Below are 16,269 nucleotides of genomic sequence, written 5' to 3'. Positions count from 1 at the left end.
TTCGGCAAGCAGAACCTAGTGCCGGCGCGCCCCAAAAAAAAACTGTGCCCCCCTATGGGTTAGGCAACTCTCCAAAACACTCACAGCCTCACCTGATTGCCTAACCCCTAGTCTTAAAAAAATTTAACGAACAGTCCCAAAGCGCAAAAGATCCGCGATCGCCTGATCGGCCCAATCAGGCTTTTGCTTAGGGTAAAGCGGAATTCTAACCTTCCGATCTTGGTAGTTTTGGCGCAGACTTTGGCGGGTCTCCCCCTCCCTAGGGGCAAAGTACTCGCGGCGATTGAGGATCGTGAAGTAGGCCGGATACACCCGAACTACTTGCTTCAGAAGCCCAGGCCGCTTTGCTAATTCACCCTCTCGCTTTTCTTCAGTTATTGAGAGCCGCAGCAGCTCAGCTTGGGATAGGGTCAGGAGCCTAGCCATTAACTGCTCAGCCTCCTCTTCGCTAGCGCAATAAACAGCCATTTGCCGACCGTTGCTTAGAAAAGCAGTGGCGCGAAAGCGCCCATAGAGGTAACCATTCTCGCCCCCAACGGCGAATTTTATTTTTTCCCAGTCCAGTTTGGTTCTGTCCAAATCTGGGACGGCGATAGTGACGCGCTTGGCTCGACGGCCGCCCCTTTGTAGATCTGTCCAAGGTGGCTCAGGAACACTCATCATCTCGATGATTATCCGGAGACTTTGCGGGTTAGCCGCAAGATAATCCGGCACTGGCTGGCCAACTATCGCCCCCACATCGCGGTTTTCAACGAGCTGATAGGTTGCCAAGACGGAGGTAATGGCGGGTTTAAGGCTTTGGGTATCGCCCGCTAGGATCACAGATTCCTTCTCTATTTCGCGGTTGGGAATCACTTGCACAACCTTTTGCTGTGCCTGGATTTGCTGCTGCACTCTTTGCTCGGCAATCCAAGCTTCGGCAGACCCACCGACTACGTACAAGGCTTCAAAGCACCCCTCGAAAACTTCCTCGAAAAATTCCTCGAAAAAGGCAGCAGCTACTGGATTTAACGTCTCAACGGACTCTTCGATAAACCCCGCAAACGAAAGGTAGCCTCCGTCGGCTTGTCTCTGTTTTACATATTCTGTCCAACTTAGCTGACCAGGCACGACGCTATCTAAGGCAGTGCCGGCCAAATCCCGCCACAAATGAAATAAGGCGCGATTTGACTGGTAAAGCTTAACAAAAGCGAAGTAGGCGCTAGTCTGAAATGTTGTGCTGGCTAGGGAATAAATGTAACCCAAGAATTCTTCCAAGCCCTCTTCGCCCAGCTCTTTAAGTACGTAGGCCGCCATTTGAGGGTTAAAGACGTAGAGAAGCCCTCCTGCGGTAGCCCCGCAGGTAAGATAACCCGCGAGCTCGCCTGCTGCTCCTCCGAGAAGGCTGGCTATGCCAACTTTGGCGCTTTCTATCTGCTGGGCAATTTCTTGATCCGTCATGCTCCAATTGAAGGTCCAGATGAAGTAAGTGCCCGCTTGGACCCAAGATACTAAGCTAGTCAAGCTGAAGGAAAAAGCACGGGCAAGAGCGCCAGCTCCCCAAACGAGAAAGCCACCAAGCTGCCCCAAAGCCCAACTCAACGCGTTGGACAACCAATTTGAGGAGCCTCCGGTTTCTCTCTTAACGCCGAGGCTAATAGATTTCACTGAAGACTCGCTGCCTTGAAGGCGGATAATAGCTTCACTTAAGGCTTTGCTTTTGATAGCCGAAAGTGCCACTGCGGGTGCTTTAGGGAGAGCCATTATTATTCTTATCCTTCTGCAAATCTACTATACGGGGCCTTTCTTCTGGGCTTCTGCCGTACGGCTTGCCTTGAAGAGTATTGGGCCAAAGGTCAGGATCGCTTGAGAAGCCCTGTTCCACTTGCTCTATAAATCGCCTCCAATCTTCCGCAAGTTCTTCTTGGTTAAGTAGGCCGAGCATATCTTTAATTTGTTTGACAAATTCGGCCTGTGTTTTCGGTAGCTTGCGGGTTAGGTGAGCCTTAACAATGGCAGCGGCTTGGAGCAAGTCCAATAGGGCAGTCTGGAAGTTGGTTTTGCCGCCCGCAAACTCTAGAATGGGGATTTTTTTCTTACTGGGCTGGAGGAAGTTCTCAAGGTTAGCCCAGCGCCTTAGTAAGTCTTGGGAGGGCTGAGCGTCGCGCGACAGTTCGTCGGGTAAAGTTGCCAAAACCGGCAACTCAATCACCCTTTCTTTAGTAGGGAAAGCCAAATAGTCAATGATCGCGTCTGTCTTAAACTGGGTGGCGATCGCTTCCTTGCGCGCCCCGATCGTTTCAATAAGGGTGCTACTCCCCATTTTAAGCAAGGCCTTTAAGTTAATATTGGCGACTATTAATTGCCCCAGTAACTCAGTGACCGCCTCCGAGAGGTTGGGGATGACTATGCGCGATTTCTGCTGACCGGGTTCGGTGGCGTCCGTATCTTCGACTTCAATAACTTGCTGCCAATGACCGAAGACTGCGTCCAGCTGCTCTAAGTACCACTGGCCATAATCTTGCACGTCTTGGAAAACTCGCTTGGCTTTAAGGTAGCTAAGCTCGGAGTTTGGCGGAAAGTCTTCCACTAGGGAAATTAAACCGCCCTGGACCTCTGCGGGGTACTTCCAGAGACCGGAGCGGAAGTGTGGCACTGCCAACGTCGCTGCGATTAATTCTAGGATATTGGTTACAGTGATGCTTTGAATGCTTGTTTGAACCTGCGGGCGATCGCTATCCCCACTGAGTTCGGGTTGGTAGTGGTCCTCAACGGCCTGCAGGATCAAAGCTTCTGGATTAAGCTGCCAGCCTGCAGCCTGATTATTGCTATCCCACTGCCAGCGATCGCCCCCCAGAAGGTTGTATGTACGTTTTACCGGTTTCACCAAAGGCTTATCGGAAAGACCTAAATCAGCACTTCGGGTCAGTAAGGGCAGCGCCTCCGGCGGAGGATTTACGACGTTAAGGGTTAAAGTGCGCAGCTCGCGCACGTCCTCTGCAGCTGTCTCCGCCACGTAAGGGACAGTTAAAGGAGTTGGCAATAAGTTTTGCCCTGGCCCTACCCGTGCTTTTAAGTCTTCTAATTCAGCTTTTATAATTTCCAAGTCTTCAAGAATTTGGTCTATGCAAGGTTCTTCGCAGATGTTGTTATTGCCACCCTGTTTAATGACCAGATCGAACAGCCGATCAAAGTAGCTTCTGATGTAGATGTTGAGTTCATTGCATTTGTTGTTCATAATCTCCACGCAACAATCACAAATAGAATCACCTTCCCCCTGATCTGGTGGGGGATCCAGAGGAGTCTCGGGCGTGGTAATGGGGGGAAAAATTACCGGCGGCCAGTAAGGGGGCTGGCCAGTAATGGGAGGCTGCACAAACGGTGGCAATGCCGGCGGGGTTAATACTGGAATCCTTGGCGGCTCTACCACCGGGGGACGGCTAGGGGTGCCAGTGGGGGGCGGCTCAATGACTGGGTTGGGGGGAGCGATCGGGACGCCGGGCGGATCAGGAGTCCAGCCGGGGATAAGACCAGGCAGGAAGGGCACCGCCGGGGTCGGCTTAACGGGAACTGCCGCAGGGGGCGGTTGCTCAGAGGGGCGCGGAGACACTAAGGGCGGCGCGGGTTGCTCTAGCGGATGGGGCTGCGGCGGAATTTCAGGCAACGGAGGGGCAAGCGGAACCCTCGCCGGCGCAGGATCTGGCGGTTCCGAGGGGGTGGGAGTTGAAGGAGTGCTAGGTGGGGTGGGTGCGGGGGCGGGGACTACCGGCGGAGGCAAATTTGGGTTTAGGGGCTGCCGACTTGGGGGCCCCAGCGGGACGTCCCTCTCAGGCTGCTGCGGCTCAGGGGTCTGCGGCGGGGGCTTAGGAACTGGAGGCAGGGGAATTGGCCGGGGTTGGCTAGGAGTTTCCGGCGGGTTTTCCGGCGGGTTTTCCCGCGGCTGCTCTGGATGCTCAGGTTTCTCTACCGGCTCCAGTGGCTGCGGATTTTGAGGCGGCGGCGATTCTTCAGGTGGCTGCGCAGGCGCAGTCTCAGGCAGTACCACCGGCAGAGGGAACGTCTGTGGCGTGCCGGGGAAGACTGCCGGAGGTCGCTCAGGCTCAGGCTCTGGTTGGTCAGGTTCTGCGGGTTTGGGTTTTGCGGGGTACTCAGGATCAGGAATCCCCGGAGGCAGCGTACGAGGAATAAAGTCGGGGATAGTAGGGCTTACTGGGTCAGCAGCAGGGGAAGGAACTGGAGGCGCAGGAGCAAAACCCGCAGGCGCCATCTTGGGACCCTGCTGCGGGATAGTGGCAGGTGGATCACCGCCGGTATCTATTTGACCATCTGCGCGTGTTATCGAGGATATCGATAGAACAGACCAGTAGACTCCTTCACCAGAAACCGAACATAAAAAACTCTCTTCGACCAAACTAGTGGGACTGGTTTGACTATCCGCAACCCAAATATGGGTCGCATAATAAGGACCACCGGGTAAATTAGGACAATTGACTGGGTGCCTTGTTATTAGCCGGAATCCCAGTATGCGACCCCTTAGAATTGCTTCTAATGTCGTTTCTTCGATGGAACCAGGACGGCACGAACGAATGTATTGATGACGGAACCTGTACCTAACTCGGTATAACACGCCATAGCTCTGCCCCCCCCGAAAGGGGGGAACCAGCAAGACGACCCGCTCCCCGTAAAAGGGGGCATAGCCGCGAGCGTAATTCTCTAAGTGCTGATGCTGGCGTTGATCTCGCTCTGCGGTTGACGGATCAGGCGTAAGTAAGTCTTTTAGAAGTTTGTCGGGTTCGAACCCTAGATCCCGCGCACGGCTAAGCGTAAACTCAACCGGGTCGAGCAAGATTGGATTGCTAGAAGGGGGTTCAAAAGGAGAGCCGCTAGGACTCATAAGCGGGAACGGCACCATTGGTATGGCAGTCGGGGCTGCCGGAACTACGGGCGGAGGTGGCCCAACAAATCCTAGCGGCAGAGGCGGCGGGGCAAACAATGGCCATCTCCTTAGCTCTAGCTCTAGCTCTAGCTCTTGAACTCTGCAGGGATAGCCGCGCTGGATAAATCCTCAGCGAATGTCCAGATCTTGGCGCTACCACGTTGCCAATTTGCATTGAGGGGGATGGATTGGCGTCCGACGTGGCGCCAGCGGGGTGGATCCGAATCAACAATGTAAAAGATGCCGCTCGTGGCAACCCGAACGGCGGTGTTTGGTGCCTCGATCGCGGTGGTGTTCGGATTCAAATGGTTCAAGACCATTGCGGTCCACACGGCGAGCTTCTCGACCGTATTAACCGAAGAAGGTAGATCGGTTGGAGCAAATGCTGTCATAGTTTTCACCCGAAACTAACCTAAAATTTTAGTTAGGTTATTAGCGTTTTTTCGGGAGAGGAAGCAATCTTAATCAAGTTCAGATTTTGGGAAAATTTGAACTTAAGCTAAAAGCCCCGAAGCTTCTCTAGGACTGAGCTTCAGAGCCAAGCAAAAGCAAAATCAAGGGTTTCTGGTTCAATTTTACAACCAAATTAAGGAAAATTTGAACTGTGAAGCTAAACAGATTTGGCAAAGCAGAACCTCTCAGTAAAGAGCAGTTCCTACAACTTTTCCAAGAATTGGAGCAGCCCTACCGGACTATTCTGGCAATTTGCTGGTACACAACCGAGCGGGCAGGGGCAGTCTGCCAGCTAAAGGTAGATCATTGCTACCAAGGTAACCGAACTAGGGATGTGATCGTAATACCGGGTAGGATCCGCAAGGATGGAAAGACAAGAGAGGTGCCGATCAGTCGTCGGCTAAAGCGAATTTTGGAAGAGTATAGACATAAAAGGTCTATCTGGCTGTTTCCGTCACATTTCAATCCAGACAGACCATTGAGATTGCAGATTTACGCACGGCATTTCAAAAGCGCCTGTCTGCGCTTGGGCTGGGTGGGCTACAGCACCCATTCAGTCAGGAGAGGCGCAATCACGCACCTAGCCAAGTTGGGACTAAATAGCAGACATATCCAAGCCCTTACCGGCCACAGTGATTTGAAGCTAGTCCAGCGCTACTGCGATGTCCTCGATGAGGACTTGGCCGCGGCGGTGGATCTGCTCTAGGCAGGGGCAGTCGCGGGCAGGAGGGGGGGGCGATCGCCGCCGATCACGGCCAAACGTTAACGGTTGCAGCGCTGGCCGCCATTAATATTAAGTGCGATTTTGGGCGGCCAGCCGTGGGGCTTAACGGTTAATTGGCAGGAGCTGATTCGATTACTTGGGAAGCTAGGCGTTTTCCAATGTACTTGGATCGGGTCTTTCCGCCCGATTTCCAGTACGCGTACCAATAGGGTCCATGCGGACAAGACCTGCAATTGGGCTTGCCGCAGTAAACCTTCTCCAGCTGGTAAACAATGCCATTGCGCCGATAAGTCAGCAGAATCTGTGATGTCTTATGTAACCGCTGACTAAATGGTACAGGAGAGGTTACATAAGACTGTGGAAAACTGTTGGAACCCTCTGGGGGCGAGGCTTGCGCACCTGTAGAAAACTCGGAGGCACGGGCGATCGCGCTCCCCTCAGAAGGGCTGTCGAAGAAAGACAGTTGCTCAAGTCTGTTCATCTTTTGGCCATAGCTTTTCCAACAGTTCCTCGATTTCTTGACGAGCCAGTGTAAAGCCTTCACCGGCTTGCAAGAAAGTGGCTTCCAGAAACTCGATACGGAGTCCGCCGTCGCGAGAACGGCTGATCAATAAAGTCAAATCTTGAGTTAAGCGTTGTTTGCGGCTTAGTTGCCGACTTAAAAGGTAGTGAGGCTGCAGCATAATGGTGGTATCAGGAAACAACTTACCCTTTACTTTAGCGGCGATCGCTGGCTCACTGGCGATCGCTCTCTATTTTGTGCATAGACCTAGTGTTCTCAAAAGCCTCCTTCAACTCATCAAGCGTACAACCGAGCAGTTGACAGAGGTTGTGAGTTTCGGTGGGAGACAAACGCGGTTGGGTTTTACCGCATTCCCAATCTGAAATCGTCCCCTGACGCAGTCCTAGATGGTTAGCCAACTGCGTCTGGGTCAACCCCGATCTCCGCCGCAACTTTTTCAGAGTAAGTACATTTTCATCCTTCTGCATTATCCGCTTGACCGAATAAAGAATCTAAGCTAGAGTGCTCTTATAAACCTAAGCGTATATCAGCTTAGGTGATATTTAGCCAACGCCATGCTTGGCAGTGGCTATGCATTCGCACAATCTGGCAACTATCGCGCGATCGGAGCTAAGAACTCGCGATCGCTAGTATCCCTATGGCCGTACAAATTCATTTAGCGCCCTGGTACCGAGTCGATGACGACCGGTACTTAAACCTAACAAAATTAACCGATGTCTCCTTTTATGGAGATTGCGACGAGGACGACTTCTACGCAGTTTGCCGCCTAGAGAACGGCTCGCAATGCCGCGTATCGGGGGCCGAGGCGAGAGGTCTAAAACAAATGCTTGAAAACTGCAACGCCATTAACCTGATTAACTGCGTTGAATATGAGGGTTTAGCCAGAGTGGGTTTGGGGAAACTAATGGAAATCAAAAAGCAGTTTGAGGAAGAAATCTTCTCAGATTTAACCGACTAGCCTTTGGCGATTGCTTGCCGCCTGACGAGTCTCCCTAGAAGCCGGGAGACGAAATCGCCCCTAGGGTGGGGCGATCGCGGATCGGCTTCCACCCCCGGTCCGTCGGTAGGGACAGGCACCTGCCAGAGGACTTCGATAAGATAAGGGTCTTAGACCTTTCCATATCTTGGTCTCGGCAGCTGCCCCCTACCGCCCCCGTAGGCCTTCGAGTAGATTTGGGTGACACCACGGGACAATCTAGGGCTTCGTCAGGGGGGAAGAGTGGAAACGTCCCTAGCTTAAGAACCGAACAATGAATAGAGTAATTGGCCTAGACGTCAGTCGGGGTCGGGTATCCGTTTGTTTGTTGACAGAATTGCCCGAAAGCCCCAGAGACTGGCTGCGCAAGCACAGAAGCGAAATTATCGATCTTCTCCCAAATAAGGAAGGGATTGAGACGCTGCTCAGTTTTGAGCCTACTCATGCTGTGCTGGAACCGACAGGAGTCCACTACAGCAAGCTATGGGTAGAATATCTTTATCAATCGGGGGTAAAAGTCCTTTGGGTCGGCCATGCGCAATTATACGCAACTCGAAAAGCCTACCGATTGCCCGGAAAAAACGACCACGCCGACGCTCTGGCGCTCGCTTGCTACGGGCTGCGGCACCTGCAAGAACCAGATTGGTTTTTGCGATTTGATTTATTCTCGGAAGCTTATCAGATTAGGCAATATTGCCTTGAAATCAACCATTTAGAACGCCGGTCGGTTCCAATTAAAAACCGACTGCGCCAGCAGCTAGCCCACGAATTCCCAGAGGTGGCAGCAGTAAGAACCAACGGGGCGCTGTGGAAGTTCATCGCCGGCTGGGAGCTATCCCAAGCAGCAAGAACTAGGTACAGTAAATTACTGGAAAATTCAATAGGAACCGGAATCTCCGAATTTACGACGTTTCAGGCAAGCCAACTCTGTGAGTTGGAAGAGCACATACAGGCAATCGAAAAAAAAATGATCCGGCTAGCTAGCAGGCCGGAGTTCAACAAGTATAGAGCGGTGTTCGCCCAATTTGGATTTGGGCGAAGAGTGGAAGGAATTTTATTAGCCCATATATACCCGTTCGGGAACTTTTTAAGCCCGGACGGGCAAGAAATCATCGAATGGGTGACTACAGAGAAGGGCAAGCGGACCAAAAGGAACCGATCCATCAAGTCCTTCAAGCTGTTCCTCGGCTTTGGGTTGGTCGAAGACTCCAGCGGCAAAAGCGAAAGATGGATCCCGGGAGGAAGCCAGCTATGCCGTAACGCCATCTGGCAGTACGTGTTCACGCGGCTCGAGCCGAAAGCGAGCCGCCCAAAAACTACGATAGGCAAAGAGTTAGGGGAATACTGCGATCGACTAAAGCTGCTCAAAGTAAACCCGAAACTCATCAGAGCAAGGGTGGGCGTAAGAGTAGTAGAGAGGCTTTATAAAGCTCTACTGACAGAACTGTAGGCACTAAGTAGTAAAAAAGTTGTACCGCCGCCCTACCATTTCTGGTAGGGTATTTTAAGTCCCATTAAAACTCTCTGAGTAGATATGGGGGATTCCATCAAGGCGCGTAAAGAGTTATGGATTTGGTGACACTGGCCGGACAGCTGAATGCAGGCACCATTTTGCCGGAAACCATCGTGATTGTGACGCTGCTTGTTGTCCTCCTAGCAGATTTGATTCAGGGACGCCAAGCCGATCGCTGGACCCCCTACTTTGCCATTGTCGGTTTAGGGGGAGCGATCGCCACGATGATTCCCCTGTGGACTCAGCCCGACACCGTCAGTTTCTTTGGCAGCTTTATTTCTGATCACCTCAGCCTCTTCTTCCGGGGACTGATTGCCCTTTCAGCCTTGGGCACGATTCTCATGTCCATTCGCTATGTTGAGCAAACCGGCAGTTCCCTCGGCGAATTTATGACGATTCTGTTGACGGCCACGGTGGGTGGCATGTTCATTGCCGGTGCCCAAGAACTGGTGTTTATCTTTGTGGCGCTAGAGACCCTGAGTATTGCCTCCTATTTGCTCACCGGCTACACCAAGCGCGATAGCCGCTCCAACGAAGCCGCCTTGAAATATCTCCTGATTGGTGCGGCCAGTTCTGCCATTTTCCTCTATGGATCGTCACTGTTGTATGGCCTCTCCGGTGGGCACACCCAGTTACCAGAAATTGCCCAAGCTCTCTCTGGGGAATCCTTGGGTCTGGTGGTGGCCTTAGTGTTTGTTATTGCTGGCATTAGTTTCAAAATTTCGGCAGTGCCCTTTCACCAATGGACGCCCGATGTTTATGAGGGTGCCCCTACACCTGTGGTTGCCTTTCTCTCCGTTGGCTCCAAAGCGGCTGGGTTTGCCCTTGCCATTCGCTTTTTGACCTTGGCCTTCCCCAGTGTCACCGATCAGTGGCAACTCATCTTTACGGTGTTGGCGATCCTGAGCATGATTCTTGGCAATGTGGTTGCCCTTGCCCAAACCAGCATGAAGCGGATGCTGGCCTACTCCTCCATTGGCCAGGCGGGGTTTGTGATGATTGGTTTTGTCGTTGGCACTGAGGCAGGTTATGCCAGTATGCTCTTTTACCTGCTGGTGTACCTCTTCATGAACCTTGGCGCTTTTACCTGTGTGATTCTCTTCTCCCTGCGCACGGGTACCGATCAAATTAGTGAGTATGCCGGCCTCTATCAAAAAGACCCGTTGCTGACCCTCGGCCTGAGCCTCTGCCTGCTTTCCTTAGGCGGGATTCCTCCCTTGGCCGGCTTTTTTGGCAAAATTTACCTCTTCTGGGCGGGTTGGCAAGCCGGTGCCTATGGTCTGGTGCTGCTGGGTCTATTAACGAGTGTGATCTCGATTTACTACTACATTCGTGTTGTCAAGATGATGGTGGTCAAGGAACCCCAAGAAATGTCCCTAGCTGTGCAAAATTATCCCGAGGTTTCTTGGTCAACCTTTGGCATGCGTCCGTTGCAGGTGGGTCTAGTGATGACGGTGATTGCCACCTCCTTGGCGGGTATCTTGGCCAATCCCCTCTTTAACTTGGTGAATACGGCAGTACTAGATGTGCCCCAAGTGGCTCATCAACCGACGGCGATCGAGGTGGCCTACCAAAGCCTACCGCCGGCAGGTAAATCTTAAGGATGACTTTAGTACGATCCCCGATCTATCCCCCTAGAATCAAGGGGAAGCCATGCTAGGACAAATCACAGTGGTGGAATTGGCGCAACGCCTAGCCACAGAGGCGGATACCTTGCAACTCATTGATGTGCGGGAACCAGAGGAGTGGGCGATTGTTCACCTCCCCCATTTCACCCTTTTGCCCCTGAGTGCGTTTCCCCAATGGTCGCCCCAAATTTGCCAGCTCCTTGATCCAGATCGGGAAACCTTGGTACTCTGCCACCACGGTGTGCGATCGGCGCAAATGGGTCACTGGTTGATTCAGCAGGGATTCCGTAATGTGAAAAACATTGTCGGTGGTATTGATGCCTATGCTGCGGCAGTGGATCCAACCCTACCCCGTTATTAGTTGATTGCCTTGGGAGAGTTTTCATGACCTTGAAAGTCGGTATTAATGGCTTTGGCCGCATTGGCCGCTTGGTGCTACGGGCGGGTCTCGCCTGCGACAATATTCAGTTTGTCGGCATTAACGATCTCGTGCCTGCGGATAACCTTGCCTACCTCTTTAAGTACGATTCCACCCACGGCATCTATCCGGGGATCGTCAAGGCCACGGCAGAGGGCATTGAAATTGATGGTAAGTTCATTCCCTGTACGGCCATTCGCAATCCCGCAGAACTGCCTTGGGGATCGGTTGGCGCCGACTACATTGTTGAATCCACCGGTCTATTTACCGGCTATGATGGCGCCTCGCAGCATCTTCAGGCCGGTGCGAAACGAGTGGTGATTTCAGCCCCCACCAAGGATGCCGACAAGGTGAAAACAATTGTCGTCGGTGTTAATGATGCGGCCTTTGATCCAGCGGTGGATGTGATTGTCTCCAATGCCAGTTGCACCACAAATTGCTTGGCACCGGTGGCGAAGATCCTACATCAAACCTTTGGGCTAGCTGAGGGCTTGATGACCACGGTGCACTCTGTCACCGCAACCCAACCGACGGTGGATGGTCCTAGTAAGAAGGATTGGCGCGGCGGCCGCGGGGCTGGCCAAAATATTATTCCCGCCTCTACCGGCGCTGCTAAAGCGGTGACACTGGTGTTGCCCGAACTCAAGGGCAAGTTGACGGGGATGGCCTTTCGCGTTCCTACGCCCGATGTGTCGGTGGTGGATTTAACTTTCAAAACCGAGAAGGCCACGAGCTATGACGAGATTTGTGCGGCAATGAAGGCAGCGGCTGAGGGGGATCTCAAGGGAATTCTCGGCTATACCGAAGAGGCGGTTGTCTCCAGTGATTTTATTGGCGATGGCCGCTCCAGTATCTTTGATGCCACAGCCGGGATCCAACTCAATGCCAATTTCTTTAAGGTGGTGGCTTGGTACGACAATGAGTGGGGCTATTCCTGCCGTGTGGTGGATCTCCTGAAATTGATGGCCGCTAAGGATGGTCTGCTCTAGCGACCCAAGTCATGGAGACGGTGGATCACTTCGCAGCAGTGCTGTGTGACTGCTTCTAGGGCAGGGCGATCGCCCGAAGCCGGGGGGGGAATGGGGGCACCAATGCGCACCGTAATCGGAACCGGTCGGGGAAATCCACCTTTTTTGAGAATCTCTTGGGTTCCCCAAAGGCAGACGGGCAATAGAGGCGCCTGAGCTTTGGCGGCAATGAGTGCTGCCCCCAATTTCGGATCATAGATGCGCCCATCTTTCGTGCGCGTGCCCTCCAAAAAGACCCCCACTGCCCAACCCTGTTCTAGAGCTTTGAGGGCGGCCTGCAATGCGCGGCGATCGCCGGCTCCCCGCTTCACAGGATAGGCACCATACCACCGAATCAATGTCCGAAAAATGGGAATCTGGAATAATTCCTCCTTGGCCATCCAAGCCACCGGTCGGCGCACACAGTTAGAAATCAGGGGTGGATCAAAGTAGCTGGCATGATTGGCTACCACCACCAGTGGCCCTCGCAGCGGTACCTGATGGGCACCATAGATGCGCCCGCGAAAGTAGGTGTGCAGGAGTGGACTCACCACTGACCATTTGAAAAGATGGTAGAGGAGCAAACTGATCAGCGGCTCGCGATCGCGACTCACCCAAGGCTCTCCAAACTAGCGATCGTGGCAATGCTGGTAACGGTGATCTCTGGGGTCGTGCGTTTAACCAAGCCTGCCAATACGTTGCCGGGACCAATTTCAAAGGCTTGGGTCACCCCCGCTGCCGCAAGGGCATGACAGGTGTCCACCCACCGCACAGAGCCGGTCATCTGCGATCGCAAGCGTGCCTTGATCACCGCTGCATCTGTTGTCGGTTCAGGTTCGACATTGTTCAAAACGGGAAAGATCGCCTCGTGGAAGGTGTACTCCTCCAGCAGCGTGGCAAACGTGGCTGCGGCCTCCGCCATAAACGGGGAATGAAAAGCCCCACTCACATTCAAGGGAACCGCTCGCTTCACCTTAATTTTGCCTAGCACCGCGTCCACCGCTGCCGGCAGCCCCGAAATCACCACCTGCCCCGGATGGTTATCATTGGCCAGAACCACATTGGCTGTGCTGGCGATCGCCTCTTGCAACTGCTCGCGGTCAAAGCCAATCAAGGCCACCATCTTGCCCCCCCCGGCGGCATTCATCAGTTCGGCTCGCCGCTGCACTAACTTCAGTCCTGTTGTAAAGTCAAAAACCTCCGCCGCATAGAGGGCAACATATTCGCCGAGACTATGCCCCGCAACAAAGTCCGCTTTTGCCCCCCGTTCCTTGAGGGCATCCACAAGCAAGCTCTCCACCAGAAACAAACTCGGCTGGGTATAGAGGGTTTGATCTAAGTTACCGATACGACCTGCACAGCACTCAATGACCGACCACCCCAAAATAGCCGCTGCCTGTGCGCACCGCTCCTCGGCTGGGGGATAGGCCGTTAGCAAATCCGCCATCATTTCTGGATGTTGCGACCCTTGGCCGGGAAATAACCATGCTGTCTTTGTCATCGGCAGTGCTCAACTCGAACCGCAATCTACTTTACCCGATTTGGGATGTCCGTTATACTAGAAAATTGTCGATAAAAATCTGCCCCTTTTATCTCCATAGGCTGACATGATTAAACTGCGTCTCAAACGCTACGGCAAAAAACGGAACGCCACCTATCGGATTGTGGCCATGAATAATACGGATCGCCGCGATGGGCGTGCCCTCGAAGAATTGGGCTTCTACGATCCGATCCGTGATGAAGTGCGCCTTAAGGAAGAGGCTATCAAGCGGCGTTTGGCGCAGGGCGCACAACCCACAGATACCGTGCGGCGGCTGTTTGTCAAAGCGAATCTTCTCCCTGAAACTGCCAAAAAATAGGCAATGACTGAGTCGGCTGCCCCCAATTACGCTGCCTTGATTCGCTTCCTGCTGGAACCCTTTATGGAAGCACCAGAAACCCTACGGCTGCATGCGGAATTTTCCCCTGCCAATTCTCGCATCTGGGTACGCCTTGCCTTTGCTGGCGAGGATAAGGGACGGGTCTATGGCCGTGGCGGTCGCAATCTTCATGCCATTCGAGCGGTTTTACAGGCTGCTGCCCAAGCCGCCGGTCAGCAGGTTTACTTAGATGTCTATGACGATGCCAAAAGTACACCTAAAATAGATCATCAAGGGAGCGATCGCCCCCGACGATCCCGTCGTCGTTCTTATCCATCATCAAGGAGGCAAAGTTAGCGCGTGTCTGAAGTGCGTTTAGGTGAAAACGAATCCATTGAGTCCGCTCTACGGCGATTCAAGAAAAAAATCCAAAAAGCGGGCATTCTTTCGGAAGTCAAACGGCGTGAACGTTACGAGAAACCCAGCCTGCGCCGCAAACGCAAACAGGAGGCCGCCCGCAAGCGCAATCGCTAAGCCTTGGGTATGACCACGAGGGAAAGCCTCACGATTGACCTCCACAGCACTGAGAGTGCGATCGCCCTTGTCGGTGAGCAAGAAGCCAACCTGCGCATCTTTGCCGCCCAAACAGGGGCGACCCTTGTTTTAAGGGGGCGGGATCTCTACATCACTGGTACCCCTGCTCAAATCCAACTCTGCCAACAACTGATTCAAGACCTCGGTACCCTCTGGCGCGAGGGGCGTCCTGTGTCTGGGGTAGATATTCTCACCGTCCGCCATGCCTACGACACCCAGCAGCGGGAAGCCCTCCAAGAGCTGCAACAGGATATTCTGGCTCGCACCCGTCGTGGCGACATTATTCGTGCCAAAACCTTTCGCCAGCGCCAGTACATTCAAGCCATTCGCAGCCACACACTCACCTTTGGCATTGGGCCAGCGGGCACCGGCAAAACCTTCTTGGCCACCGTTCTAGCCGTCCAAGCGCTACTGTCGGGTACTTATGAGCGGTTGATTTTGACACGGCCTGCGGTGGAAGCAGGGGAGCGGCTCGGCTTTTTGCCGGGAGATTTACAGCAAAAAATTGATCCCTATTTGCGTCCCCTCTACGATGCTCTTTACGAACTAGTGGAGCCGGAGAAAATTAGTAACCTGATGGAGCGGGGGGTGATTGAAGTGGCTCCCTTGGCCTATATGCGAGGGCGTACCCTCAATAATGCCTTTGTCATCCTCGATGAGGCCCAGAACACTACCCCTGCCCAAATGAAAATGGTGTTGACCCGCATTGGTTTTAACTCCTGCTTGGTGGTGACGGGGGACTTGACACAAACCGATCTACCAGAACATCAAACCTCTGGCCTCAGTGTGGCCACGAAAATTCTCAAAGATGTCGAAGGGATCGCGTTTTGTTATCTAACCAAGGGGGATGTGATTCGCCATCCCCTTGTCGAGCGAATTATTGATGCCTACGATCGCCATGAGCAGGCCTTGCTTACTAAGTCAAAAGAGCGCGCATCTGGGCGTAGCGATCGCTCAGCCAAGGCCAATTAACCACCTGCCACCAAGCCTCTAGGTACTGATCGCGACGGTTGCGATAGGTCAGGTAGTAGGCATGCTCCCACAAATCATTGCCCAAGATCGGCACTTGCCCTTGCATCAGCGGCGAATCTTGGTTCAGTGTGGTGGTAATGGCCAGATTTCCTTGGGGCGTCAGCACAAGCCAGACCCAGCCACTGCCAAAGTGCTTCAGACCTGCCTGCTGAAACTGGGTTTGAAACGCTGAGAACGAGCCAAAGGTGGTTGCAATTGCTGTGGCCAACTCCCCCGTGGGTTCACCGCCCCCATTCGGTGCCATACTTTGCCAAAAGAGGGAATGGTTGGCATGGCCGCCGCCGTGGTTGCGCACGGTTTGTTGGATGGCGGTGGGTAGTTGGCGAATGTGGCGCAGTAAATCCTCAATGGGTAGCCCCTGCCATTGCCGGTAGGGCGTCAGTGCCTTGTTCAGCGTCTTCACATAGGCCGCATGGTGTTTGTCATGGTGTAGCTGCATCGTCTCCGCATCAATCACTGGCTCTAGGGCATCGTAGCCGTAGGGCAAAGGCGGCAGCGTATAAATTTCTGACGGCTCACCTTCAGCCACGGCTGGGCGCGATCGCAACCAGAGTGTAGCGGCACTGCCGACGAGGAGGCCGAGGGTTTGACGACGGGTTAGGGGCATAGCGAGTACGTGAAATGTTC

20 protein-coding genes are annotated in these 16,269 nt (G+C 53.4%); 12 read left to right on the top strand and 8 right to left on the bottom strand.

Going from position 1 to position 16,269, the window contains the following annotated elements:
- Window positions 1-123: 123 nt before the first annotated feature.
- Complete coding sequence (locus RHH27_RS10525) at window positions 124-1,719, bottom strand: hypothetical protein (RefSeq protein WP_310742738.1); 1,596 nt, start codon at window positions 1,717-1,719, stop codon at window positions 124-126.
- A 10-nt stretch (window positions 1,720-1,729) separates the two neighbouring features.
- Window positions 1,730-3,226, bottom strand: a complete 1,497-nt coding sequence (locus RHH27_RS10520; protein WP_310745000.1) for a hypothetical protein — start codon at window positions 3,224-3,226, stop codon at window positions 1,730-1,732.
- Between the two features lie 491 nt (window positions 3,227-3,717).
- On the opposite strand from RHH27_RS10520, the gene RHH27_RS10515 reads away from it, so the two are divergent.
- Window positions 3,718-3,846 carry a hypothetical protein gene (locus RHH27_RS10515; RefSeq protein WP_302678233.1) on the top strand — a complete coding sequence of 43 codons (129 nt, stop codon included), beginning with the start codon at window positions 3,718-3,720 and terminating at the stop codon, window positions 3,844-3,846.
- Window positions 3,847-3,954: 108 nt separating this feature from the next.
- Window positions 3,955-4,167 (top strand): hypothetical protein, encoded by a 213-nt coding sequence (locus tag RHH27_RS10510; protein WP_302678232.1) that lies wholly within the window; start codon window positions 3,955-3,957, stop codon window positions 4,165-4,167.
- Window positions 4,168-5,001: 834 nt separating this feature from the next.
- Here the strand turns inward: RHH27_RS10510 and RHH27_RS10505 are convergent.
- On the bottom strand, window positions 5,002-5,307 hold the full coding sequence (locus RHH27_RS10505) for a hypothetical protein (protein ID WP_302678231.1): 306 nt from the start codon (window positions 5,305-5,307) through the stop codon (window positions 5,002-5,004).
- Between the two features lie 212 nt (window positions 5,308-5,519).
- Here RHH27_RS10505 and RHH27_RS10500 point away from each other — a divergent pair, with 212 nt between their 5' ends.
- Window positions 5,520-6,074 carry a tyrosine-type recombinase/integrase gene (locus RHH27_RS10500; protein WP_302678230.1) on the top strand — a complete coding sequence of 185 codons (555 nt, stop codon included), beginning with the start codon at window positions 5,520-5,522 and terminating at the stop codon, window positions 6,072-6,074.
- A gap of 485 nt (window positions 6,075-6,559) precedes the next feature.
- On the opposite strand, the gene RHH27_RS10495 is transcribed toward RHH27_RS10500, so the two are convergent.
- On the bottom strand, window positions 6,560-6,775 hold the full coding sequence (locus RHH27_RS10495; protein ID WP_302678229.1) for a hypothetical protein: 216 nt from the start codon (window positions 6,773-6,775) through the stop codon (window positions 6,560-6,562).
- 52 nt (window positions 6,776-6,827) lie between these two features.
- Window positions 6,828-7,082 carry a helix-turn-helix transcriptional regulator gene (locus RHH27_RS13325; RefSeq protein WP_315862891.1) on the bottom strand — a complete coding sequence of 85 codons (255 nt, stop codon included), beginning with the start codon at window positions 7,080-7,082 and terminating at the stop codon, window positions 6,828-6,830.
- Between the two features lie 170 nt (window positions 7,083-7,252).
- Here RHH27_RS13325 and RHH27_RS10490 point away from each other — a divergent pair, with 170 nt between their 5' ends.
- From RHH27_RS10490 to gap, 5 genes are all read left to right on the top strand, one after another.
- Window positions 7,253-7,573, top strand: a complete 321-nt coding sequence (locus RHH27_RS10490) for a hypothetical protein (protein WP_302678228.1) — start codon at window positions 7,253-7,255, stop codon at window positions 7,571-7,573.
- Window positions 7,574-7,919: 346 nt separating this feature from the next.
- Window positions 7,920-9,041: a transposase gene (locus RHH27_RS10485; RefSeq protein ID WP_302678227.1), complete on the top strand. Its 1,122-nt coding sequence runs from the start codon at window positions 7,920-7,922 to the stop codon at window positions 9,039-9,041.
- Window positions 9,042-9,157: 116 nt separating this feature from the next.
- On the top strand, window positions 9,158-10,705 hold the full coding sequence (locus tag RHH27_RS10480; protein ID WP_206200089.1) for an NAD(P)H-quinone oxidoreductase subunit N: 1,548 nt from the start codon (window positions 9,158-9,160) through the stop codon (window positions 10,703-10,705).
- A 52-nt stretch (window positions 10,706-10,757) separates the two neighbouring features.
- Entirely contained in the window at window positions 10,758-11,093 is a 336-nt protein-coding gene (locus tag RHH27_RS10475) for a rhodanese-like domain-containing protein (RefSeq protein WP_302678226.1), read from the top strand.
- 23 nt (window positions 11,094-11,116) lie between these two features.
- Window positions 11,117-12,139, top strand: a complete 1,023-nt coding sequence (gene gap / locus RHH27_RS10470) for a type I glyceraldehyde-3-phosphate dehydrogenase (protein WP_302678225.1) — start codon at window positions 11,117-11,119, stop codon at window positions 12,137-12,139.
- Here the strand turns inward: gap and RHH27_RS10465 are convergent.
- Window positions 12,136-12,771 carry a 1-acyl-sn-glycerol-3-phosphate acyltransferase gene (locus RHH27_RS10465; protein WP_149819182.1) on the bottom strand — a complete coding sequence of 212 codons (636 nt, stop codon included), beginning with the start codon at window positions 12,769-12,771 and terminating at the stop codon, window positions 12,136-12,138. The genes gap and RHH27_RS10465 overlap by 4 nt on opposite strands.
- Window positions 12,768-13,658 (bottom strand): ACP S-malonyltransferase, encoded by an 891-nt coding sequence (gene fabD, locus RHH27_RS10460; protein WP_206200085.1) that lies wholly within the window; start codon window positions 13,656-13,658, stop codon window positions 12,768-12,770. Before fabD ends, RHH27_RS10465 begins: the two co-directional genes overlap by 4 nt.
- A gap of 106 nt (window positions 13,659-13,764) precedes the next feature.
- Between fabD and rpsP the strand changes: the two genes are divergently transcribed.
- From rpsP to RHH27_RS10440, 4 genes are read left to right on the top strand one after another with little or no spacing between them, the layout of a single operon-like run.
- Complete coding sequence (rpsP, locus tag RHH27_RS10455) at window positions 13,765-14,016, top strand: 30S ribosomal protein S16 (protein ID WP_149819178.1); 252 nt, start codon at window positions 13,765-13,767, stop codon at window positions 14,014-14,016.
- 3 nt (window positions 14,017-14,019) lie between these two features.
- On the top strand, window positions 14,020-14,373 hold the full coding sequence (locus RHH27_RS10450) for a KH domain-containing protein (protein WP_181494762.1): 354 nt from the start codon (window positions 14,020-14,022) through the stop codon (window positions 14,371-14,373).
- 3 nt (window positions 14,374-14,376) lie between these two features.
- Complete coding sequence (rpsU, locus tag RHH27_RS10445; protein ID WP_015126245.1) at window positions 14,377-14,550, top strand: 30S ribosomal protein S21; 174 nt, start codon at window positions 14,377-14,379, stop codon at window positions 14,548-14,550.
- 9 nt (window positions 14,551-14,559) lie between these two features.
- Entirely contained in the window at window positions 14,560-15,582 is a 1,023-nt protein-coding gene (locus RHH27_RS10440) for a PhoH family protein (protein WP_149819174.1), read from the top strand.
- Here the strand turns inward: RHH27_RS10440 and RHH27_RS10435 are convergent.
- On the bottom strand, window positions 15,527-16,249 hold the full coding sequence (locus tag RHH27_RS10435; protein WP_302677659.1) for a superoxide dismutase: 723 nt from the start codon (window positions 16,247-16,249) through the stop codon (window positions 15,527-15,529). The two genes, RHH27_RS10440 and RHH27_RS10435, sit on opposite strands and share 56 nt — an antisense overlap.
- Window positions 16,250-16,269: the final 20 nt, after the last annotated feature.

This window comes from Thermosynechococcus sp. PP555 (genome assembly GCF_031583225.1).
In the GTDB taxonomy this organism is placed as follows: domain Bacteria; phylum Cyanobacteriota; class Cyanobacteriia; order Thermosynechococcales; family Thermosynechococcaceae; genus Thermosynechococcus.
The sequence above is the reverse complement of the archived record's forward strand: the minus strand, read 5'-3'. Positions and strand labels throughout refer to the sequence as shown.

What these genes read in the sequence shown, in the direction of transcription:
- rpsP (WP_149819178.1), top strand. Translation starts at nt 13,765, where the DNA reads ATGATTAAACTGCGTCTCAAACGCTACGGCAAAAAACGGAACGCCACC.
- RHH27_RS10435 (WP_302677659.1), bottom strand. Translation starts at nt 16,249, where the DNA reads ATGCCCCTAACCCGTCGTCAAACCCTCGGCCTCCTCGTCGGCAGTGCC.
- fabD (WP_206200085.1), bottom strand. Translation starts at nt 13,658, where the DNA reads ATGACAAAGACAGCATGGTTATTTCCCGGCCAAGGGTCGCAACATCCA.
- RHH27_RS10505 (WP_302678231.1), bottom strand. Translation starts at nt 5,307, where the DNA reads ATGACAGCATTTGCTCCAACCGATCTACCTTCTTCGGTTAATACGGTC.
- gap (WP_302678225.1), top strand. Translation starts at nt 11,117, where the DNA reads ATGACCTTGAAAGTCGGTATTAATGGCTTTGGCCGCATTGGCCGCTTG.
- RHH27_RS10475 (WP_302678226.1), top strand. Translation starts at nt 10,758, where the DNA reads ATGCTAGGACAAATCACAGTGGTGGAATTGGCGCAACGCCTAGCCACA.
- RHH27_RS10440 (WP_149819174.1), top strand. Translation starts at nt 14,560, where the DNA reads ATGACCACGAGGGAAAGCCTCACGATTGACCTCCACAGCACTGAGAGT.
- RHH27_RS10495 (WP_302678229.1), bottom strand. Translation starts at nt 6,775, where the DNA reads ATGCTGCAGCCTCACTACCTTTTAAGTCGGCAACTAAGCCGCAAACAA.
- RHH27_RS10450 (WP_181494762.1), top strand. Translation starts at nt 14,020, where the DNA reads ATGACTGAGTCGGCTGCCCCCAATTACGCTGCCTTGATTCGCTTCCTG.
- RHH27_RS13325 (WP_315862891.1), bottom strand. Translation starts at nt 7,082, where the DNA reads ATGCAGAAGGATGAAAATGTACTTACTCTGAAAAAGTTGCGGCGGAGA.
- RHH27_RS10480 (WP_206200089.1), top strand. Translation starts at nt 9,158, where the DNA reads ATGGATTTGGTGACACTGGCCGGACAGCTGAATGCAGGCACCATTTTG.
- RHH27_RS10490 (WP_302678228.1), top strand. Translation starts at nt 7,253, where the DNA reads ATGGCCGTACAAATTCATTTAGCGCCCTGGTACCGAGTCGATGACGAC.